Origin of the sequence: Bacillus sp. SIMBA_031 (genome assembly GCF_046535225.1) — a bacterium.
Lineage (GTDB): Bacteria > Bacillota > Bacilli > Bacillales > Bacillaceae > Bacillus > Bacillus velezensis.
Map to the genome: position 1 here is coordinate 76,179 of NZ_JAWRXC010000008.1, position 16,195 is coordinate 92,373.

Genomic DNA, 16,195 nt, shown 5'->3' on the forward strand with positions numbered 1-16,195 from the left:
AGGTCACGTGAAATGATGCAAAAAGTCCAGCGCTTCGGCAGCGCGATGTTTGTGCCTGTTTTATTATTTGCATTTTCCGGTATTATTGTCGGTCTGAGTACGCTGTTTAAAAATAAAACGCTGATGGGGCCGCTGGCTGATCCTGACGGGCTTTGGTATCAATGCTGGTACGTCATTGAACAGGGCGGCTGGACCGTCTTTAATCAAATGCCGCTCCTGTTTGCGATCGGCATACCTGTCGCCTTAGCGAAAAAAGCGCAGGCGCGGGCCTGTTTGGAAGCGCTTACAGTTTATCTGACATTCAATTACTTTATCAATGCGATTCTGACGGTTTGGGGCGGGGCTTTTCACGTCGATATGACTCAGGAAGCCGGCGGAACGAGCGGGCTGACGATGATTGCCGGCATCAAAACGCTTGATACGAATATTATCGGCGCCATCTTTATTTCATCTATTGTCGTGTATTTGCACAATCGTTATTTTGATAAAAAACTGCCGGATTTCCTGGGGATTTTTCAAGGATCATCATACATCGTTATCATTTCTTTCTTCATTATGATACCGATTTCACTTGCGGTGGCATACGTATGGCCGATGGTTCAGTCCGGAATCGGCTCGCTGCAAAGTTTTCTCGTTTCTTCCGGGGCGATCGGCGTGTGGATTTACACGTTCCTGGAGCGGATTTTAATTCCGACCGGCCTGCATCATTTTATTTACTCGCCGTTTGTTTACGGTCCGGCTGTGGCTGAAGGCGGTATCGTCACCTATTGGGCCCAGCATCTCGGGGAATACTCTCAAAGCGTCAAACCGCTGAAAGAATTGTTCCCGCAGGGGGGCTTCGCGCTTCACGGCAACTCGAAAATCTTCGGGATTCCGGGAATCGCGCTCGCTTTTTACGCCACGGCTTCAAAGGAAAAGAAAAAAATCGTCGCCGGCCTTTTGATCCCGGTCACCTTGACGTCCATTGTCGCGGGAATTACAGAGCCGATTGAATTTACATTCCTTTTTATCTCGCCGTTTTTATTTGCGGTTCATGCTTTGCTTGCCGCTTCCATGGCAACCGTCATGTACATGGCCGGCGTCGTCGGAAATATGGGAGGCGGTTTGATCGAAGCTGCGACCTTGAACTGGATCCCGCTGGCGTCAAGCCATGGCTTGACGTATGTATACCAGATCATCATCGGGTTGTGTTTTACCGCTGTTTACTTTTTCGTCTTCCGTTTCCTCATTCTCAAATTCAACATCGCCACACCGGGCAGAGAAAAAGAGGAAGGACAGGAAACAAAGCTCTATTCGAAAAAGGAGTACAGAGAACGGAAGCAGGCTTCAAAAGAAACAGCGGCGGCAGACGAAACACAGCGGGATACAGCCGCTTTGTATATTGAAGCGCTGGGCGGAAAGGACAATATTACGGAGGTCACCAACTGCGCCACCCGTCTCCGCGTCACTGTCGCTGATGAATCAAAGGTCAAAAGTGACGCCGATTTCAGAGAGCTGGGAGCCCACGGGGTCGTCAGAAAAGGCAGGGCGCTTCAGGTCATTGTCGGATTAGGCGTTCCGCAAATGCGGGAGCGTGTCGAGAAAATATTGAACGGTTAAAATACTGCAGCAGCAGACTATGTGCAGAGCGCTTGTTAATCCGGCGCTCTTTTTATGTTTTGAAGAAATGTATGAATTTGTCATACCTTTGCCACCTGTACATGCAGGAGTGAAAACGAAAGACTTCTGTGGTGTTCGGTGTTTTAAACAGCAATTCAAAAATAGGAGGTAAGGCAATGACAAACTATACGACTTTCTTAGGACTTTACAAACCCGATAAGACGGAGGGGATTGAGGTTGAAAGCATTGCTCAAAATTTTGAAGCGATTGACAGCAAAATCGGTGCTGCGCTTAGCAATGGCACGTCAACTTATGAAAATTTAAACGAAAGACTTAAAATGTATGAAAACAGATTTGAACATGTGACAGAGCGGAACGTTATGGATTTTGGAGCTAAAGGTGACGGCGTAACGGATGATACGCAGGCATTTCATGATGCCATGGCCGACGGAGGTTATGTCGTAACAGTTCCCGCGGGTGTATTCAGAACATCGGGATTGTTTGTTCCGTCAAATACAATGCTTGTCGGAGCAGGCAAGAAAAGAACGGTTATTAAATTATTAGACGAAACACCGGTCGGCCATTCTGTTCTGACCAACAGTGATTATACGAACGGTAATGAAAATATTTATGTCGGCCATCTCACTTTGGATTGGAATAAGGATACTCGTCCTTCCGGCTGGAAGATTCCGAAAGGCCCCACTTCAAGCTGTTTGCTTTTTGCGAATGTTGACTATTCTTTTGTTGAGCATGTGTTTGCGAAGAACGCCGGCCTGCACGGCTTTGATTCTACAAGCCCGAACTATAACAGACATGGAGAAAAAGATGATCCAACTTATTATCAGCCCAACGGCTGTAACTTTGTAACGTTTTCACATTGTGAAGCAACAGGGTCCGGGGATGATAACTTTACTTGTCACTTTGGGAAACACACGACGTTCAGTCATTGCCTCTCTTATCATCCTATGGGGCTAAACGATGGAACTTCTAACACGAACTGTTTTGAAATTGATGACGGCTCTCAAGACGTAATGATTGATAGTTGTATCTCAATTGGAGGAGTCCGAGGCTTTGAGATTAAGGCACACGGTTATGCACCGGCTGCGAAGAGAGTGCAGCTTGTTAACTGTCGCGCATACGAAAATGCCATTGGATATAGCATTCGCCATATCGGTCACCACACAGCAAGCGATCCTCAGTCAGCGACAGCCCATGATGTGCAGCTTGCGAATTGTATCGCATATAACCCTAAACCGAATGATCTTTACAAAGGGGCGGGTCCAAACGCGTTGCAAATCTCCGGATATGATGGCGTGAGTGTTGTGAATTTCCATGCTGTTTGTGATGATAGTTCAATTGATTATAAGGGTAATTCGGTAGTCAGCGTATTTTATAAAGGACGCTTAATTAGCTTAAAGAATATAACCATTCGCGGATTTAAGACTGCAGACAATGACTTATATATTGTCGGCGGGGATAACTCAGTAGGGAAAGTAATGGTGGATGGTGTCACCTTGATTGACTCCGGAAAAAAAGGAGTTGCATTTGGCAGCGGAATGTACGAGTCTGTTGTTAGTAATGTTTGGGGACAGAGATCTCCAAAAAATAATAGCGGGACAGTTGGAATTTATTCCTCAGATCCAGATCTTAATGTATCCAATTGTGATTTTTCAGGTTATGAAACTGACTTTAACATTGGAGGAGCAGTCACTCCTTATTTCTTATTCAAACATAAAGGAAGCGGAGTCATTGGCTCCCGTGAATCTCACGCTACAGGCAATAATAATTTTGTGGCTGGTTCTGTTCGGGGAAGAGCAACCGGAGCGGCTCAATCTTCAGTGCTTTCTTCGTACAATACAATTAATCCGAATTCAGATTCTGTAGTACTTGGCTGGGGTTCCGGCAGCACTCCGTCATCAGCCAACAGAAAGATTGAGCTTCACGCAAAAGAAGGAACAATTAAGGCTGCGGGAGGCGTAACAGGTTCCTCGACATTCTCTGACTACGCCGAGTATTTTGAAAGCCTGAGAGGGGAAAAGATTCCGACGGGAACACTTGTCACACTTGAAGGTGATAAGATCAGACCGGCTGAAAAAGGTGACCTCATGCTTGGGGTCATTTCCGAGACCGCCGGAGTGATTCTTGGCGAGTCGAGTTTTCACTGGTCGGGACGATACGTAAAGAATGAATTTGGCGGCTATGTTTATGAAGAACAGAAAGATGCGAACGGCCATACGGTCATGGCGCCAAAGGAAAGTCCGGACTTTCGGCCTGAAGAAGACTACGCTTCAAGAGAAGAGAGAGACGAGTGGAACATTGTCGGACTCATCGGCCAGGTATATGTCAGATGCGATGAGACTGTGAAAGCGGGAGATTTTATTCACGCTCATAACGGGATTGCAACAAAATCTGATGCTTCAAACCAGCGCTGGCAGGTCATGAAAGTGATCAATGAGTTTGATGCTGATAAAGGATTCGGGGTCGCTCTCGTTTTCATTCGTTAAATGAAATGACAAAGCATAAATGACCATCCTGACTAGCGGACGCCTTTTTAAAGGCTCCGCTAATTCATTTTAAAATCAAGGCTCCGATTTAGAAGCTGGTAAAAAGAAAAGATAAGACAGCCTCCATATATCTGCACGCCTCATTCCTTCAATTTTTATCCTCAATGATTTCCGTTTTTTTTACACAAAGTACATAATAAAAGTGCGGGTCCAAGGGTTAATCCTTTATTCATTTAAGACAAACAAATAAAATAAATATACATACATATTGAACAAAGGATTTGGAGGCTTACACATGTCAAAGGCTTTATCATATGTAAAACCGTATTCTCTTTTGGCGGGAATCGCTCTGTTTTTCATGCTCATCGAGCTTGCGGTAGAGCTGATACAGCCCCTGCTGATCGGGAAAATCATTGACGAAGGAATTTTAAAGCAGGATCTCGGTACGGTTTGGCTGTGGGGCGGCGTGATGATCGGACTGACCGCTGTTTCATTCGCATCGGGCATTTTAAATTCATTCTACTCCGCCCACATCAGCCAGAGCTATGCGTATGATACGCGAAAAGGGCTTTTTCAAAAAATTCAATCCTTCTCTTATTCGACGTTTGCGCAATTCTCATCCACATCGTTTATCACCCGGCTGACAAACGATGTGACACAGGTCCAAAATATGCTTTTCATGAGTCTCCGGTTTATGCTTCGTGCGCCGTTAATGATCGCGGGCGGCATTATTCTCTCGCTGACCGTCAATGCGAAACTCGGGTTTTTTCTGCTGATCACGGTGCCGATTTTGCTTTTGTTTTTGCTGTGGGTGCTGAAAAGAGGCGGCGCGCTGTTTCGGTCTGTGCAAAAGCGGCTTGATCAGGTCAACACGATCATGCAGGAAAACCTGACGGCGATCAAACTGATTAAAGCGCTCCTCCGTGCAAACCACGAAGTGAAACGGTTTTTGAAATCGAATACGAAGCTGATGGAAAAAACGGTCTCCGCTTTTCGTCTCGTGGAAGCGGCGATGCCGATTTTAATGCTGCTGATGAACATTTGCATTTTGTTTATCTTATGGTTCGGCGCCAAAAGCATTGCTCAGGGCGGAGCGCAGGTCGGCGATGTCGTTTCCGTCATTAACTATGCGACGCGGATTACAGGCGCGCTGTCCGTCCTTCCTTTTCTCATCATGGTATTTTCCCGGGCGAAGGCTTCCGGGGAAAGAATCGGCGAGGTGCTGGAAACAGAAGGCGGCGAGGGAACGGGGCAGGACCCGGCACGGGCGCTTGCAGGCGGGATTGAGTTTCGCGAAGTGTCCTTCCGCTATCCGGGCATGGAAAAAGACGCGCTGCATCACGTGTCCTTTTCTGCCAGCCCGAAAGAAACGGTTGCCATTATGGGCGCGACAGGCTCAGGAAAATCAACGCTTTTTCAGCTGATTCCGCGCCTGTACACGGCTGATTCGGGCAGTATTTTCATAGACGGCAAAACGATCGGTGAATTCTCCGCTTGCGGGCTGCGCAGGGAAATCGGCTATGTTCCGCAGGAAGTGCTTCTGTTTTCGGGCACCATCCGTGAAAATATCGCCTGGGGGCGGGAAGATGCTTCACTAGATGAAGTAATGGAAGCGGCCAAAGACGCGCAAATCCATGAAACAATTATGAAGCTGTCAAACGGATACGACACGGTGCTGGGACAGCGGGGCGTCAATTTGTCAGGCGGGCAGAAGCAGCGGATTTCCATCGCGCGCGCTTTTATCAGAAAGCCGTCCCTCCTGCTGTTAGATGACAGTACGAGCGCGCTTGATCTTCAAACGGAAGCGAAGCTTTTACAAGCGATCAGATCCTATGAATGCACGACACTGATTATTACGCAGAAAATAACGACTGCGATGAAGGCTGACACCATCTTATTGCTTGAAGACGGCGAACTGCTGGCCAAAGGCACGCACAAAGAGCTGATGGCACAGTCTCATCTGTACCGGCAGATTTATGAATCACAATTCGGAAAGGAGGGAGCTGACAATGCAAAAAGACATTCGTAAACCTTTCCGATATCCGAAAATACCGCTCAAATCAAATGAAGGCGGCAGAAAACGCGCGAAAGCAAAAGATACAAAAGGCACGCTGCGCAGAATCTGGTCTTATGTAGCCGAGAAAAAAGGGCTTTTAACCCTTGTGATCATCATGGTAGTCATAAGCGCCATATTCGGCCTGCTCGGACCGTTCGTCATCGGGAAAGCGATTGATCATTTTATCGTCGGACAGACGACAGACGGATTGGCGGGGGTGCTGTTCATCCTGTTTGGGATTTACCTCGTGCAATCATTGTCCTTATGGTTTCAAAACTATTTGATGATCAATATCTCGCAAAGCACCGTGTTTAAAATGCGGAGCGAGCTGTTTACCCATCTGCATGAGCTGCCGATTCCGTTTTTTGATAAACAGCGGCTCGGGGACTTAATGAGCCGGGTCACCAATGATATCGAAAATGTCAGCTCCACTTTAAATACATCCGTCATTCAAGTGCTGTCGAGCGTCATTACATTCGTCGGCACAATCTCCGTCATGCTGTACATGAGTCCGCTTTTAACATTGATCACGCTTTTGATTATTCCGATCATGCTTTTGAGCATTAAATGGATCACCAACCGGACGGGATTGCTGTTTAAACAGCAGCAGAAAAACCTCGGCGAGCTGAACGGTTTTATTGAAGAGTCGATATCAGGGGCGAAGGTCATTAAAGCCTATTCGAGGGAAGACCGCGTCATGGAACAATTTTTAGAAAAAAACGCGGCGTTACAATCATCGGGGTTTTGGGCGCAGACAATTTCGGGATTCATTCCGAAAGTCATGAACTCTTTAAACAATTTAAGCTTTACGATTATAGCGGCGGTCGGCGGGCTGTTTGCGCTGAAGGGATGGATCTCGATCGGTGCCATCGTCGTATTCGCCGAATACTCGCGGCAGTTCACGCGCCCTTTAAATGATTTAGCCAATCAGTTCAATACGATGTTATCGGCCATCGCCGGGGCTGAGCGGGTGTTTGACGTGCTGGATGAAAAAGAGGAGCGGGAAGATGAAGAGCATGCGCTGTACCAGCCGATCAAAACGGGAGAGATTGAATTTCGAGATGTCTCCTTCGGCTATCAGGAAGACAGCCCGATCTTAAAACACCTGTCCTTCAGCGTTCCGAAAGGACAATCAATCGCCTTCGTCGGACCGACCGGAGCGGGTAAAACAACCGTTACGAGCCTGATCGCCCGTTTTTACGAGCCGAATAACGGAAAAATCCTCATTGACGGAACGGACATCAAAAAACTGACGAGATCCAGTCTGAGAAAAAACATGGGGTTTGTCCTGCAGGATTCCTTTCTCTTTCAGGGCACCATCAGGGAAAATATCCGTTACGGCCGTCTGGACGCATCTGATCAAGAGGTGGAGGCAGCCGCAAAAGCCGCCAATGCCCACGGATTCATCGAACGGCTCCCGAAAGGCTACGATACCGTCCTTACCCAAAACGGCGCGGGCATCAGCCAAGGACAAAAACAGCTTATTTCCATCGCGAGAGCTGTGCTGGCGGATCCGGTGCTGCTCATCTTGGATGAAGCGACGAGCAACATTGATACGGTGACGGAAGTGAAAATACAAGAAGCGCTCGGCCGTTTAATGGCGGGCAGAACAAGCGTCATCATCGCTCACAGGCTGAACACGATTCAAAAAGCCGATCAGATTCTTGTGCTGAAAGACGGCGAAATGGCTGAAAAAGGAACCCATGCCGACCTTCTCAGCCAGAACGGGTTTTACCGGGAATTATATGAAAGCCAGTTCCGGGAATCATAGATAGGGAAAAAGACCTCCGACAGAGTGCGGAGGTCTTTTTTTGCGAAGGCAAATAGTACTTTTAAGTTATTTTCGTTAAATGTAACAAAATTACTTGACGTAAATAAGTTATGTATATATACTAGCTTACATAAAGTAAGTGATAATAATTTTCAAGGAGGATTTTATGAATAAATCATTCGAAACAGGAACACTGCTTTTAAGGGTTGTAACAGGTATTATCTTTTTTGTTCACGGTTTATCCAAGTTTCAAGGGTTGGAAGGAACTGCGCAATTTTTCCAGAGCATCGGGATTCCGGCCTTTATGGTCTATGTCATCGCGACGATTGAGCTTGTCGGCGGGGTTCTGATCTTTTTCGGTTTGGCAACGCGCATTATCGGCGTTCTGTTTGCCGTCACATTAGTCGGCGCCATCTTCACGGCGAAGCTTTCCTCACCATTTATGGGCGGATCGGAATTTGATTTCATCTTACTGGTTGCGTCAATTCACTTAGCGCTTTCAGGAAGCCGTCTGCTTTCATTGGATCAGCTCCTTTTCAAATCAAAAAAGGGAGAAACTTTTTCAGCATAAGAAAGAAGGCGTTCAAATGACCGGCATTCATCAAGATACGGCAATCGGCTATGTCAAATTGACCATTAAAAATATGGAACGCTCGCTCGGCTTTTACCGGAATGTAATCGGCCTTCAAGTCATCTCGCAGACCGATCGTTCTGCAAGACTGTCAGCAGACGGAAAACGCGTCCTGCTGGTGCTTGAAGAAAATCCAAGCGCCGTCGTTCTGCCGGAGCGGTCTGTCACCGGCCTTTACCATTTCGCGATACTTCTGCCTGACAGGAAAGAACTCGGCATCGCATTGGCCAGGCTGATTGAAAACGGCATCGCGCTCGGTCAGGGGGATCACGCGGTCAGTGAGGCTCTTTACCTGTCTGATCCGGATGGCAACGGCATTGAAATATACGCCGATCGTCCCCGCAGCACGTGGCGCCGGGATGCAGAGGGCAATTATGTCATGCAAACGGCGCCCGTCGATGTGGACGGGCTTTTGGAAGAAGCCGGAGCTGAACGGAAAAGCCGTCTCCCAGAAGGAACTGTTATCGGCCACATCCATCTTCATGTGACGGATTTACAGGAAGCCAAAGCGTTTTACACCGATATCCTCGGTTTTGATATTGTCGGCAATTACGCGGGCATGTCTGCTCTGTTTGTTTCGGCGGGAGGGTATCACCATCACATCGGTCTGAATATATGGGCCGGAGAACATGCGCCGCCGAAACCGGGAAATGCAAGCGGGCTGGATTATTACACCATCGTGCTCCCGCATCAAAAAGAGCTGTCACGTGTGACAAAAGCGCTGACCGATGCCGGCTTTGAGATCGAAGAAAAAGAAGAGGGCGTATTCGTCAAAGACCCTGTATCAGGGGCGGATATCGCATTTACACTGTAAGAAACAAACCTTGCCGTCTAATCGGCAAGGTTTTTATTTTTCTGAAGTTTTCTTGAAAAGGCTCGGGAAAGAACGTCTGTGACTGAAGAGAGCGAACATCTCAGTGAGGCGCAAAAATGATGTGTAGAGCCCGCCATCGCCGGCCGGAGCTCAGGGCATCTGCTGATTGAAAACTGTGTCCGTTCAGCTGATCGGGGAGCTGTATGGGCAGACTTTGAATAGAAAAAGGCAAAAGCCGCATCCGGTCACAAGATGCGGCTTTTTATATACAATTTACAATTGTGTGAAAAATGCCCAAAATAAATTGTTCTTCCTGATTCTTCCTGATATGATAAGCCGAAAAAGGAGAACCTGAACAAATGAATTCAAATGCAGCACAGACGGAACAGCCGATGAAGCATAATGGAAACCGGGTGACGGTTAAGGACTTTATCATTCTAGCCAAGCCGGGGATTATCATCTCAAATTCACTTGCCGCATTGGGCGGATTTTGGATTGCATGGCTTCAGTCGGAAAGGACGGGCGGAGGGCCCGGTATATTTGCCGCCATGGCGGTTGCTATGATCGGAACGGCGTTAGTCATGGCATCAAGCACTGTTTTTAATAACTTCTTTGACCGCGGCATGGACGCAAAAATGGCGCGAACCCGGACCCGCGCAAGCGTCACGGGGAGAATACCGCCGCCGGTCATGATCCTGTACGGCACATGTCTCGGCGCATGCGGATTCATCATGCTTGCTTCGCTTAATGTACTGACCGCCGTTCTTGGCCTGCTTGCATTTTTGCTGTATGCCGTCGTTTATACGCTTTGGTTTAAAAGACAATCCGTCTGGAGCACATTTGTCGGCAGCTTTCCGGGGGCGGCTCCGCCTTTAATCGGTTATTGCGCGCTGACCGGGTACATTGATATGCCCGCGATTTTGTTATACGCGATTATGTTTTTGTGGCAGCCGCCGCATTTCTGGGCGATCGGAATCAGGCGAAAGGAAGAGTATCGTGCCGCCGGCATTCCGCTTTTGCCGATTATAAAAGGCAATCGCGTCACAAAAATAAAAATGCTGCGCTATATTGCCGTTCTGACTGCGGTTTCGCTGCTCGTTCCTCTATATATAGACGTCAGCCCGTTTTATACCGCGTCCGCTCTCCTGCTCGGGGCCATCTGGCTGTACCGGAGCGTCAAAGGCTTTCAGGCGGCGGATGACACGCAATGGTCGAAGGGGATGTTTTTTTATTCGATTGTGTATTTCAGTCTGCTTTTTCTTATTTTAATGGCTGATTCGTTTATCAATGCGGTTCTCAGAACATAAACAGGCGGCTTGCAGATACAGAGCCGCCCCGTTTTGTTTATGCTTTTTTGATGAGAGCCAAAATATCTTCAAGCCAGGAAATATAATTCCGTTCCCGCTCAAGCGCTTTTGTCAGCACGAGATAATGGCCGAAATCAGGAGAAGAAAATGAATCCGCCTCCGCGGATGATGCCATCAGTTCTTGATAACTGTTTTCCAGATCGGACAATTTCTCCTTCCGCTTTACGAGCTGATCGGTGAATAGCTCATCCGCTTCTTCCTGCGTCAAAGCTGAGATGAAATAAGCCTTCAGCATAAATTCATCCTTCACCGTTTCCGGAATCGGGTCTTTTTTCGTCAGCCAGGCAGCAAGCTCCAGCTCTCCCTTGTCAGTCAGCGTGTACATTTTTTTCTCAAGCTTTGTTCCTTGAATCGCAGTGCGAAACATAATAAATCCCTCAGCCGTCAGTTTTTTTAATTCCGGATAAATCTGGCTGTGCTTTGCGCTCCAAAACTGGCCGAGCTCTTCCTTAAAATAGCTCGATATATCATATCCGCTCAATTCGCCTTTTCGCAAAAGCCCTAAAATCGCGTACTTTAAAATTCTCATGTTGTCCTCCAAGCCCATTCATTTGACAGCTAGTATACCATACGGCCGCTCAAAAACGCAGAAGTGCCGGATGCTTGTAATTGAATCTGCGGCGGCAAAATCAGCGAAAATATGCAGAAAGGGGTTATTGAAACGGCAGCGGAACTGGAAAAAGCCTTTCTCATGTCTTTGCCTCATTCATATGACATCATGATATAATCATTGTAAAAATTAAGAAATACTGGGAGGGACATATGAAGACGGTGATTGTGTATGCAAACCCGGATGAGAACAGTTTCAATGCGGCTCTCGTAAAATACGTCGTCATGGCTTTAAAGGACAGCGGCCAAAGCTATACGGTCATTGACTTATACGCCGACCAATTTGATCCCGTGCTGAAGTACGGCGGCGAAAAAAAGCGCTCTGACATGAACCGGGACGCTGAAACGAAGAAATACCGGAAACTGATGAAAGAAGCGGATCATCTCATTTTCATCTACCCGCTGTGGTGGGGAGGCGTTCCGGCGATTATGAAAGGCTTTTTTGACAGAGTGCTTGTCGCCGGAGAAGCCTACACATATGAAAACGGCCGCGTAAAAGGACTGCTCCGGGCAGAGACGGCACAGGTCTTTTATACGGCGGATTCCCCGGGCTGGTACTTAAAGTGGTTCCGGAAAAACTCGGACTGGATTACGCTGAAAAAAGGCATTCTGCAATTTTGCGGCATTCAAAAAGCCGAGCGGAACCTTTTTTCTGTCGTCAAAACGAGCACACCCGAGCTGCGGGAAAAATGGCTGCGCCAAGCATACGCTAAAGTCCGGCGCGCTTGTGAAAAAGGAGCGGCCGCATGCAGATAAAAGAAATTTTCGTGATTCGCTGCCTGTCCTGTTTAAGCGTCGTTCTGCTTCACACAGTTTCAATGGTGCTGATGATTCAGGAAGAGTCCTTAGCCAGTGCCGCCCATACGGTTGATGCTTTTCGGACCCTGTTGATGTTCAGCACGCCGGCGTTTATCTTTATTTCGGAATTTCTGCTTGCCAGGTCATACCCGGGAGGCGTTCCCGCGGGTTTTTTAAAGAAAAGGGGCAAAGTCATTTTTGTGCCGTTTCTGTTTATTGCCGCGGTGGATGCCATTTTAATGAAAAGCGTGGCGGAAGAAGGAGCCGGCTTCGTTTCAGTGATCGGTAAATTTTTAGAGAATGTGTTTTTAGGAAACTTCATCGGCTACTTCATTCTTGTGATCTTTCAATTTTACATTCTCCATATGCTGCTGCACCGCTGGCTGAACAACACATCTCCCGTGTGGGTGCTGTCTGTTTCGTTTATCATCAACGCCGTCTATCTGGCTTACTTTTCCATCTTTCATCCGCCGGCATCATCGGGGCTTGATTCTATTTTTCCGTTCTTTTGGGTTCCGTTTCCGGGCTGGGTGTTTTATTTCTGTCTGGCATTTTATTGCGGAAAGGAATATCCGCGTTTTTTATCGCTCATCAATCAGTACCGTTATGCGGTTTACTTCAGTGCGGCCGTATCGGCAATATTGATTGTGGCCGTTTCATATATCAGCGGCGGCTCCATTTCCTCTAAGCGTCCGGATATTATGATTTACGCGGTCAGTATGATCTTTCTGTGTTTTCATCTGTTTTCAAAGCTCAAAAAAGTGCCCGCGATTGTGATGATGATCAGCAACTATTCGTTTTCAATCTATCTGCTGCACTCCTACTTTTTAATCAGCGGATATCTTCTGGAAGGCTATTTGCGATCAATGCCTTTGCCGGCTGCCATCCTTCTTTTATTTTTGATCTGCACGCTCGGTCCCATTTTCGTATCTTGGGTGTGCAACCATTTCAGATACGGATACCTGTTTGTCGGAAAAGTGTATCAGCCGAAGCGGACCAAAAGAAATACGGCGGCGCATCAAGGCCGCACAGTCTGAAAAAAAGGCGGCGTTTCGGCCGCCTTTTTGATACGGAAGTTGACATAACCTGCAAACGGAATTCCCCGCGGCAAGCAGTATCGGGCAGCCTATCTCTAATTTTAATAGCGCTTTCACTGTAAGGCTGAAGACCCCGCCTGCGGCCGTTTTGACGGATGCATTTATGACAACATAACGCCATCGATTTTCTCCCTTGTGAAGACCGATATATTGTATACTTATAGGAAATACTTTCAAAAAAAGTGAAAAAGAGAAAAAATATGAGCTTGGATGAACGACTAAAAAGGAGCGGGGACATTATGAATGACTGTGTCAAAACATTCGGAGAACTTCCGGCCGAACTTTATTCCTTTGCGGGAGGAAAAGGAAGCATTCTCTCTAAAATGTATCAAAGCGGGTATCCTGTGCCTGAAGGGTTTGTGATTTTGCCGTCTGCCTTTCAGGACGGACAGCTGCGCCATCAGGCGAGAGAGGCTATTGATCAATATGTGAATTCCATCCGCAGCCGCCATGCATCTGCGTTGTTTGCCGTACGCTCATCCGCGCTGAGCGAGGATTCCGCTCAGGCTTCCTTTGCCGGAGAATTCGATACGGTGTTGAATGTCAAAACAGATCAAGACATGTCCAGGGCGATTGATGAAGTCCGCCGATCGGCACAGTCAGAAAGAGTAAAAGCGTACAGCGCCGTTCAGGGAATGGAAGATGAGCATGAAATCGCAATCGTCATCCAGCTGATGATACCGTCTGAGATATCCGGAGTGCTGTTTACCGCAGATCCGATTACGGGGAGCAGGCGGGAGATGACAGGCAATTACGTCTACGGTCTCGGGGAGCAGCTCGTTTCCGGGGAAGCTGATGCCTATTCTTTTAAACTGGCACGGCCCAAGAAAAAATATGACGGCCCCGGGGAATTTCGCAAATATGCGTCAAAGCTCTATAAACTGGCGAAAAAGCTGGAAAAAGATCTTGGAGGGCCGCAGGATATTGAATGGGCCGCCGCGGGCGGGACATTGTATATTCTTCAATCCCGCCCGATTACGACCTTACAAGCCGGAAATCTGGAAACCTATGAATGGAATGATTCTTTCAGCGGTGATTTTTTATGGACAAACACCAATATAGGAGAAGCGATTCCCGATGTGATGACGCCGCTGACATGGTCGCTCCTCCGGAATCTGGATGAAGAGTCGGGCATCATTCCGGGCTATTATGTCTGGTCCGGCAATATTTGCGGCAGAGCCTATAACAATATGAGCCAGCCTCTTTCCGTTCTCGCCGCTTTCGGTCTGAATCCGAAAGGCGGAAAAATAGGAAAAATGATGAGCGATACATTGGGAGAAATCCCGGCGGAAATGAAGATTCCTTTATATCCGTTCTCAAAGTATGAACTTTTGAAGATCATCCCGAAAAAACTGAAACCGTATCTGTCGAAAATGAAGCAAGCGAAAAAAAACATGTCCTCCTACTTGGACGAGTCGCCGGACTGGTGCCGGAATATTGAGGAAAAGCTGAAACGTGCCGAAACGGAGCAGGCATTATTAGCGATATGGAATGATGAGGTCTATCCGTATTTATGCAACGCGTGGTTTGCGTTAATATCCGGCGGACGTGATTCTGCGCAATCCTCTTCGTCGTTAACCTCTCAATTAACAAAACTCGCAGGAATAGAAGATGCGAATCTCCTGCTGTCCAATCTGAGGGGAAAAGGCGGACTGGCCAGCCTGGAGCCGATTATCGGCATTGATCAAGTCATGAAAGGCCGTATGAGCGAGGAAGAATATCTCAGGAACCAAGGCCACCGTGGCCCGCATGAATACGAACTTTCCATACCGCATCCGGGAGAAAACCGGGATTGGCTGACGAAGCAGATCAAAGAACACAAGGAGTCGGGTATTGATGCCGAACAACTGCTTTTGAAACAGCAGCGGGCGCATGAACAGGCCTTCCGAAGATTTGAAGAAAAGTTTCCTCATAAGGTCAAATGGCTCAAAGCCAAAATGGAAAAAGCGTCAGAATACGCGAATATTAGAGAAACAACCAGATCCGAATTTGTCAGGGTGTACCGGACAGCCAGAGCATTCGCGCTCAGAGCGGCGGAAATGACCGGCATGAAGGACGATATTTTCTTCTTGTATCTGCATGAAATAACCGATCTGCTCGCGGGGAAAGAGCCGGCGGTTGCGTCGATTCAAGCGAGAAAGCAAAACTATGAAACCTATAAAAAACTGCCGCCGTTCCCATCCGTTATTAACGGAAGATTCAATCCGTTTAAATGGGCTGAGGATCCTGACAGAAGAGCGGATTATTACGATGCTTTTATGCCTGCGGAAACTGATGATGCGCATACTTTAAAAGGTTTCGCGGGAGCGGCCGGGAGAGTGGAGGGCATTGTCCGTGTCCTTGATGCTTCGGAAGACGGGGATTCTTTTGCGGCGGGGGAAATTTTAGTGACGTCGACAACCAATGTAGGCTGGACCCCGCTTTTTCCAAGAGCGGCTGCTATCATAACGGATGTCGGCGCCCCTTTGTCCCACGCGGCGATCGTCGCCCGGGAACTTGGGATTCCTGCCGTTGTCGGATGCGGAAATGCAACGTCAAAACTGAAAACGGGGGACAGGGTGGCCGTTGACGGCGGGCAAGGCATCGTCCAGCTGGAACCGCGGCAGACTCCGGTTACTTCTGAAGAGGAAAATGGTAAACTGATAGAATAAAATCATGAGAAAGGAGCCGCGCATGAATAAAGCAGTTATTAACGGGGAGCAAATCAGAAGTATGAGCGACCTGCACCAGGCATTGAAAAAGGAACTTGCCCTTCCTGAATACTACGGTGAAAACCTTGACGCTTTATGGGATTGTCTGACCGGATGGGTGGAATACCCCCTCGTTTTAGAATGGAGACAGTTTGAACAAAGCAAGCAGCTTACAGAAAATGGCGCCGAGAGTGTGCTTCAGGTCTTTCGTGAAGCGAAAGCGGAAGGCTGCGACATCACCATCATACTTTCATAATAC

General features: G+C 47.7%; 12 protein-coding genes. 11 read left to right on the forward strand and 1 reads right to left on the reverse strand.

What is annotated here, in order from left to right; all coding sequences use genetic code 11:
* The first annotated feature begins 12 nt into the window (after positions 1-12).
* The 7 genes from SB724_RS17055 (at position 13) to cyoE (ending at position 10,682) form a co-directional block, all read left to right on the forward strand.
* Entirely contained in the window at positions 13-1,599 is a 1,587-nt protein-coding gene (locus tag SB724_RS17055; RefSeq protein ID WP_059366640.1) for an alpha-glucoside-specific PTS transporter subunit IIBC, read from the forward strand.
* Positions 1,600-1,775: 176 nt separating this feature from the next.
* Positions 1,776-4,103, forward strand: coding sequence for a peptidase G2 autoproteolytic cleavage domain-containing protein (locus SB724_RS17060; protein WP_265973530.1), 2,328 nt, complete (start codon positions 1,776-1,778; stop codon positions 4,101-4,103).
* 295 nt (positions 4,104-4,398) lie between these two features.
* Entirely contained in the window at positions 4,399-6,132 is a 1,734-nt protein-coding gene (locus SB724_RS17065; RefSeq protein WP_061581190.1) for an ABC transporter ATP-binding protein, read from the forward strand.
* Entirely contained in the window at positions 6,113-7,930 is a 1,818-nt protein-coding gene (locus SB724_RS17070) for an ABC transporter ATP-binding protein (protein ID WP_410572065.1), read from the forward strand. The genes SB724_RS17065 and SB724_RS17070 overlap by 20 nt, the downstream gene beginning before the upstream one ends.
* 166 nt (positions 7,931-8,096) lie before the next feature.
* Entirely contained in the window at positions 8,097-8,501 is a 405-nt protein-coding gene (catD, locus tag SB724_RS17075) for a DoxX family oxidoreductase CatD (RefSeq protein WP_012117101.1), read from the forward strand.
* A gap of 16 nt (positions 8,502-8,517) precedes the next feature.
* Positions 8,518-9,375, forward strand: a complete 858-nt coding sequence (gene catE, locus SB724_RS17080) for a catechol 2,3-dioxygenase (RefSeq protein ID WP_410572068.1) — start codon at positions 8,518-8,520, stop codon at positions 9,373-9,375.
* A gap of 359 nt (positions 9,376-9,734) precedes the next feature.
* Positions 9,735-10,682 (forward strand): heme o synthase, encoded by a 948-nt coding sequence (gene cyoE, locus SB724_RS17085; protein WP_032872371.1) that lies wholly within the window; start codon positions 9,735-9,737, stop codon positions 10,680-10,682.
* 37 nt (positions 10,683-10,719) lie between these two features.
* Here cyoE and SB724_RS17090 read toward each other — a convergent pair whose 3' ends face one another.
* Positions 10,720-11,271, reverse strand: coding sequence for a PadR family transcriptional regulator (locus tag SB724_RS17090; RefSeq protein ID WP_410572070.1), 552 nt, complete (start codon positions 11,269-11,271; stop codon positions 10,720-10,722).
* A 233-nt stretch (positions 11,272-11,504) separates the two neighbouring features.
* Between SB724_RS17090 and SB724_RS17095 the strand changes: the two genes are divergently transcribed.
* From SB724_RS17095 to SB724_RS17110, 4 genes are all read left to right on the forward strand, one after another.
* The gene (locus tag SB724_RS17095; RefSeq protein ID WP_007408540.1) at positions 11,505-12,107 is read left to right on the forward strand and encodes an NAD(P)H-dependent oxidoreductase; all 603 of its coding nucleotides are present in this window, start codon (positions 11,505-11,507) and stop codon (positions 12,105-12,107) included.
* The gene (locus SB724_RS17100; protein WP_410572073.1) at positions 12,098-13,186 is read left to right on the forward strand and encodes an acyltransferase family protein; all 1,089 of its coding nucleotides are present in this window, start codon (positions 12,098-12,100) and stop codon (positions 13,184-13,186) included. The genes SB724_RS17095 and SB724_RS17100 overlap by 10 nt, the downstream gene beginning before the upstream one ends.
* A gap of 299 nt (positions 13,187-13,485) precedes the next feature.
* The gene (locus SB724_RS17105) at positions 13,486-15,897 is read left to right on the forward strand and encodes a PEP/pyruvate-binding domain-containing protein (RefSeq protein WP_410572075.1); all 2,412 of its coding nucleotides are present in this window, start codon (positions 13,486-13,488) and stop codon (positions 15,895-15,897) included.
* Positions 15,898-15,919: 22 nt separating this feature from the next.
* A complete protein-coding gene (locus SB724_RS17110) occupies positions 15,920-16,192 on the forward strand; it encodes a ribonuclease inhibitor Barstar (RefSeq protein WP_265973537.1) in 273 nt (90 codons plus the stop codon).
* Positions 16,193-16,195: the final 3 nt, after the last annotated feature.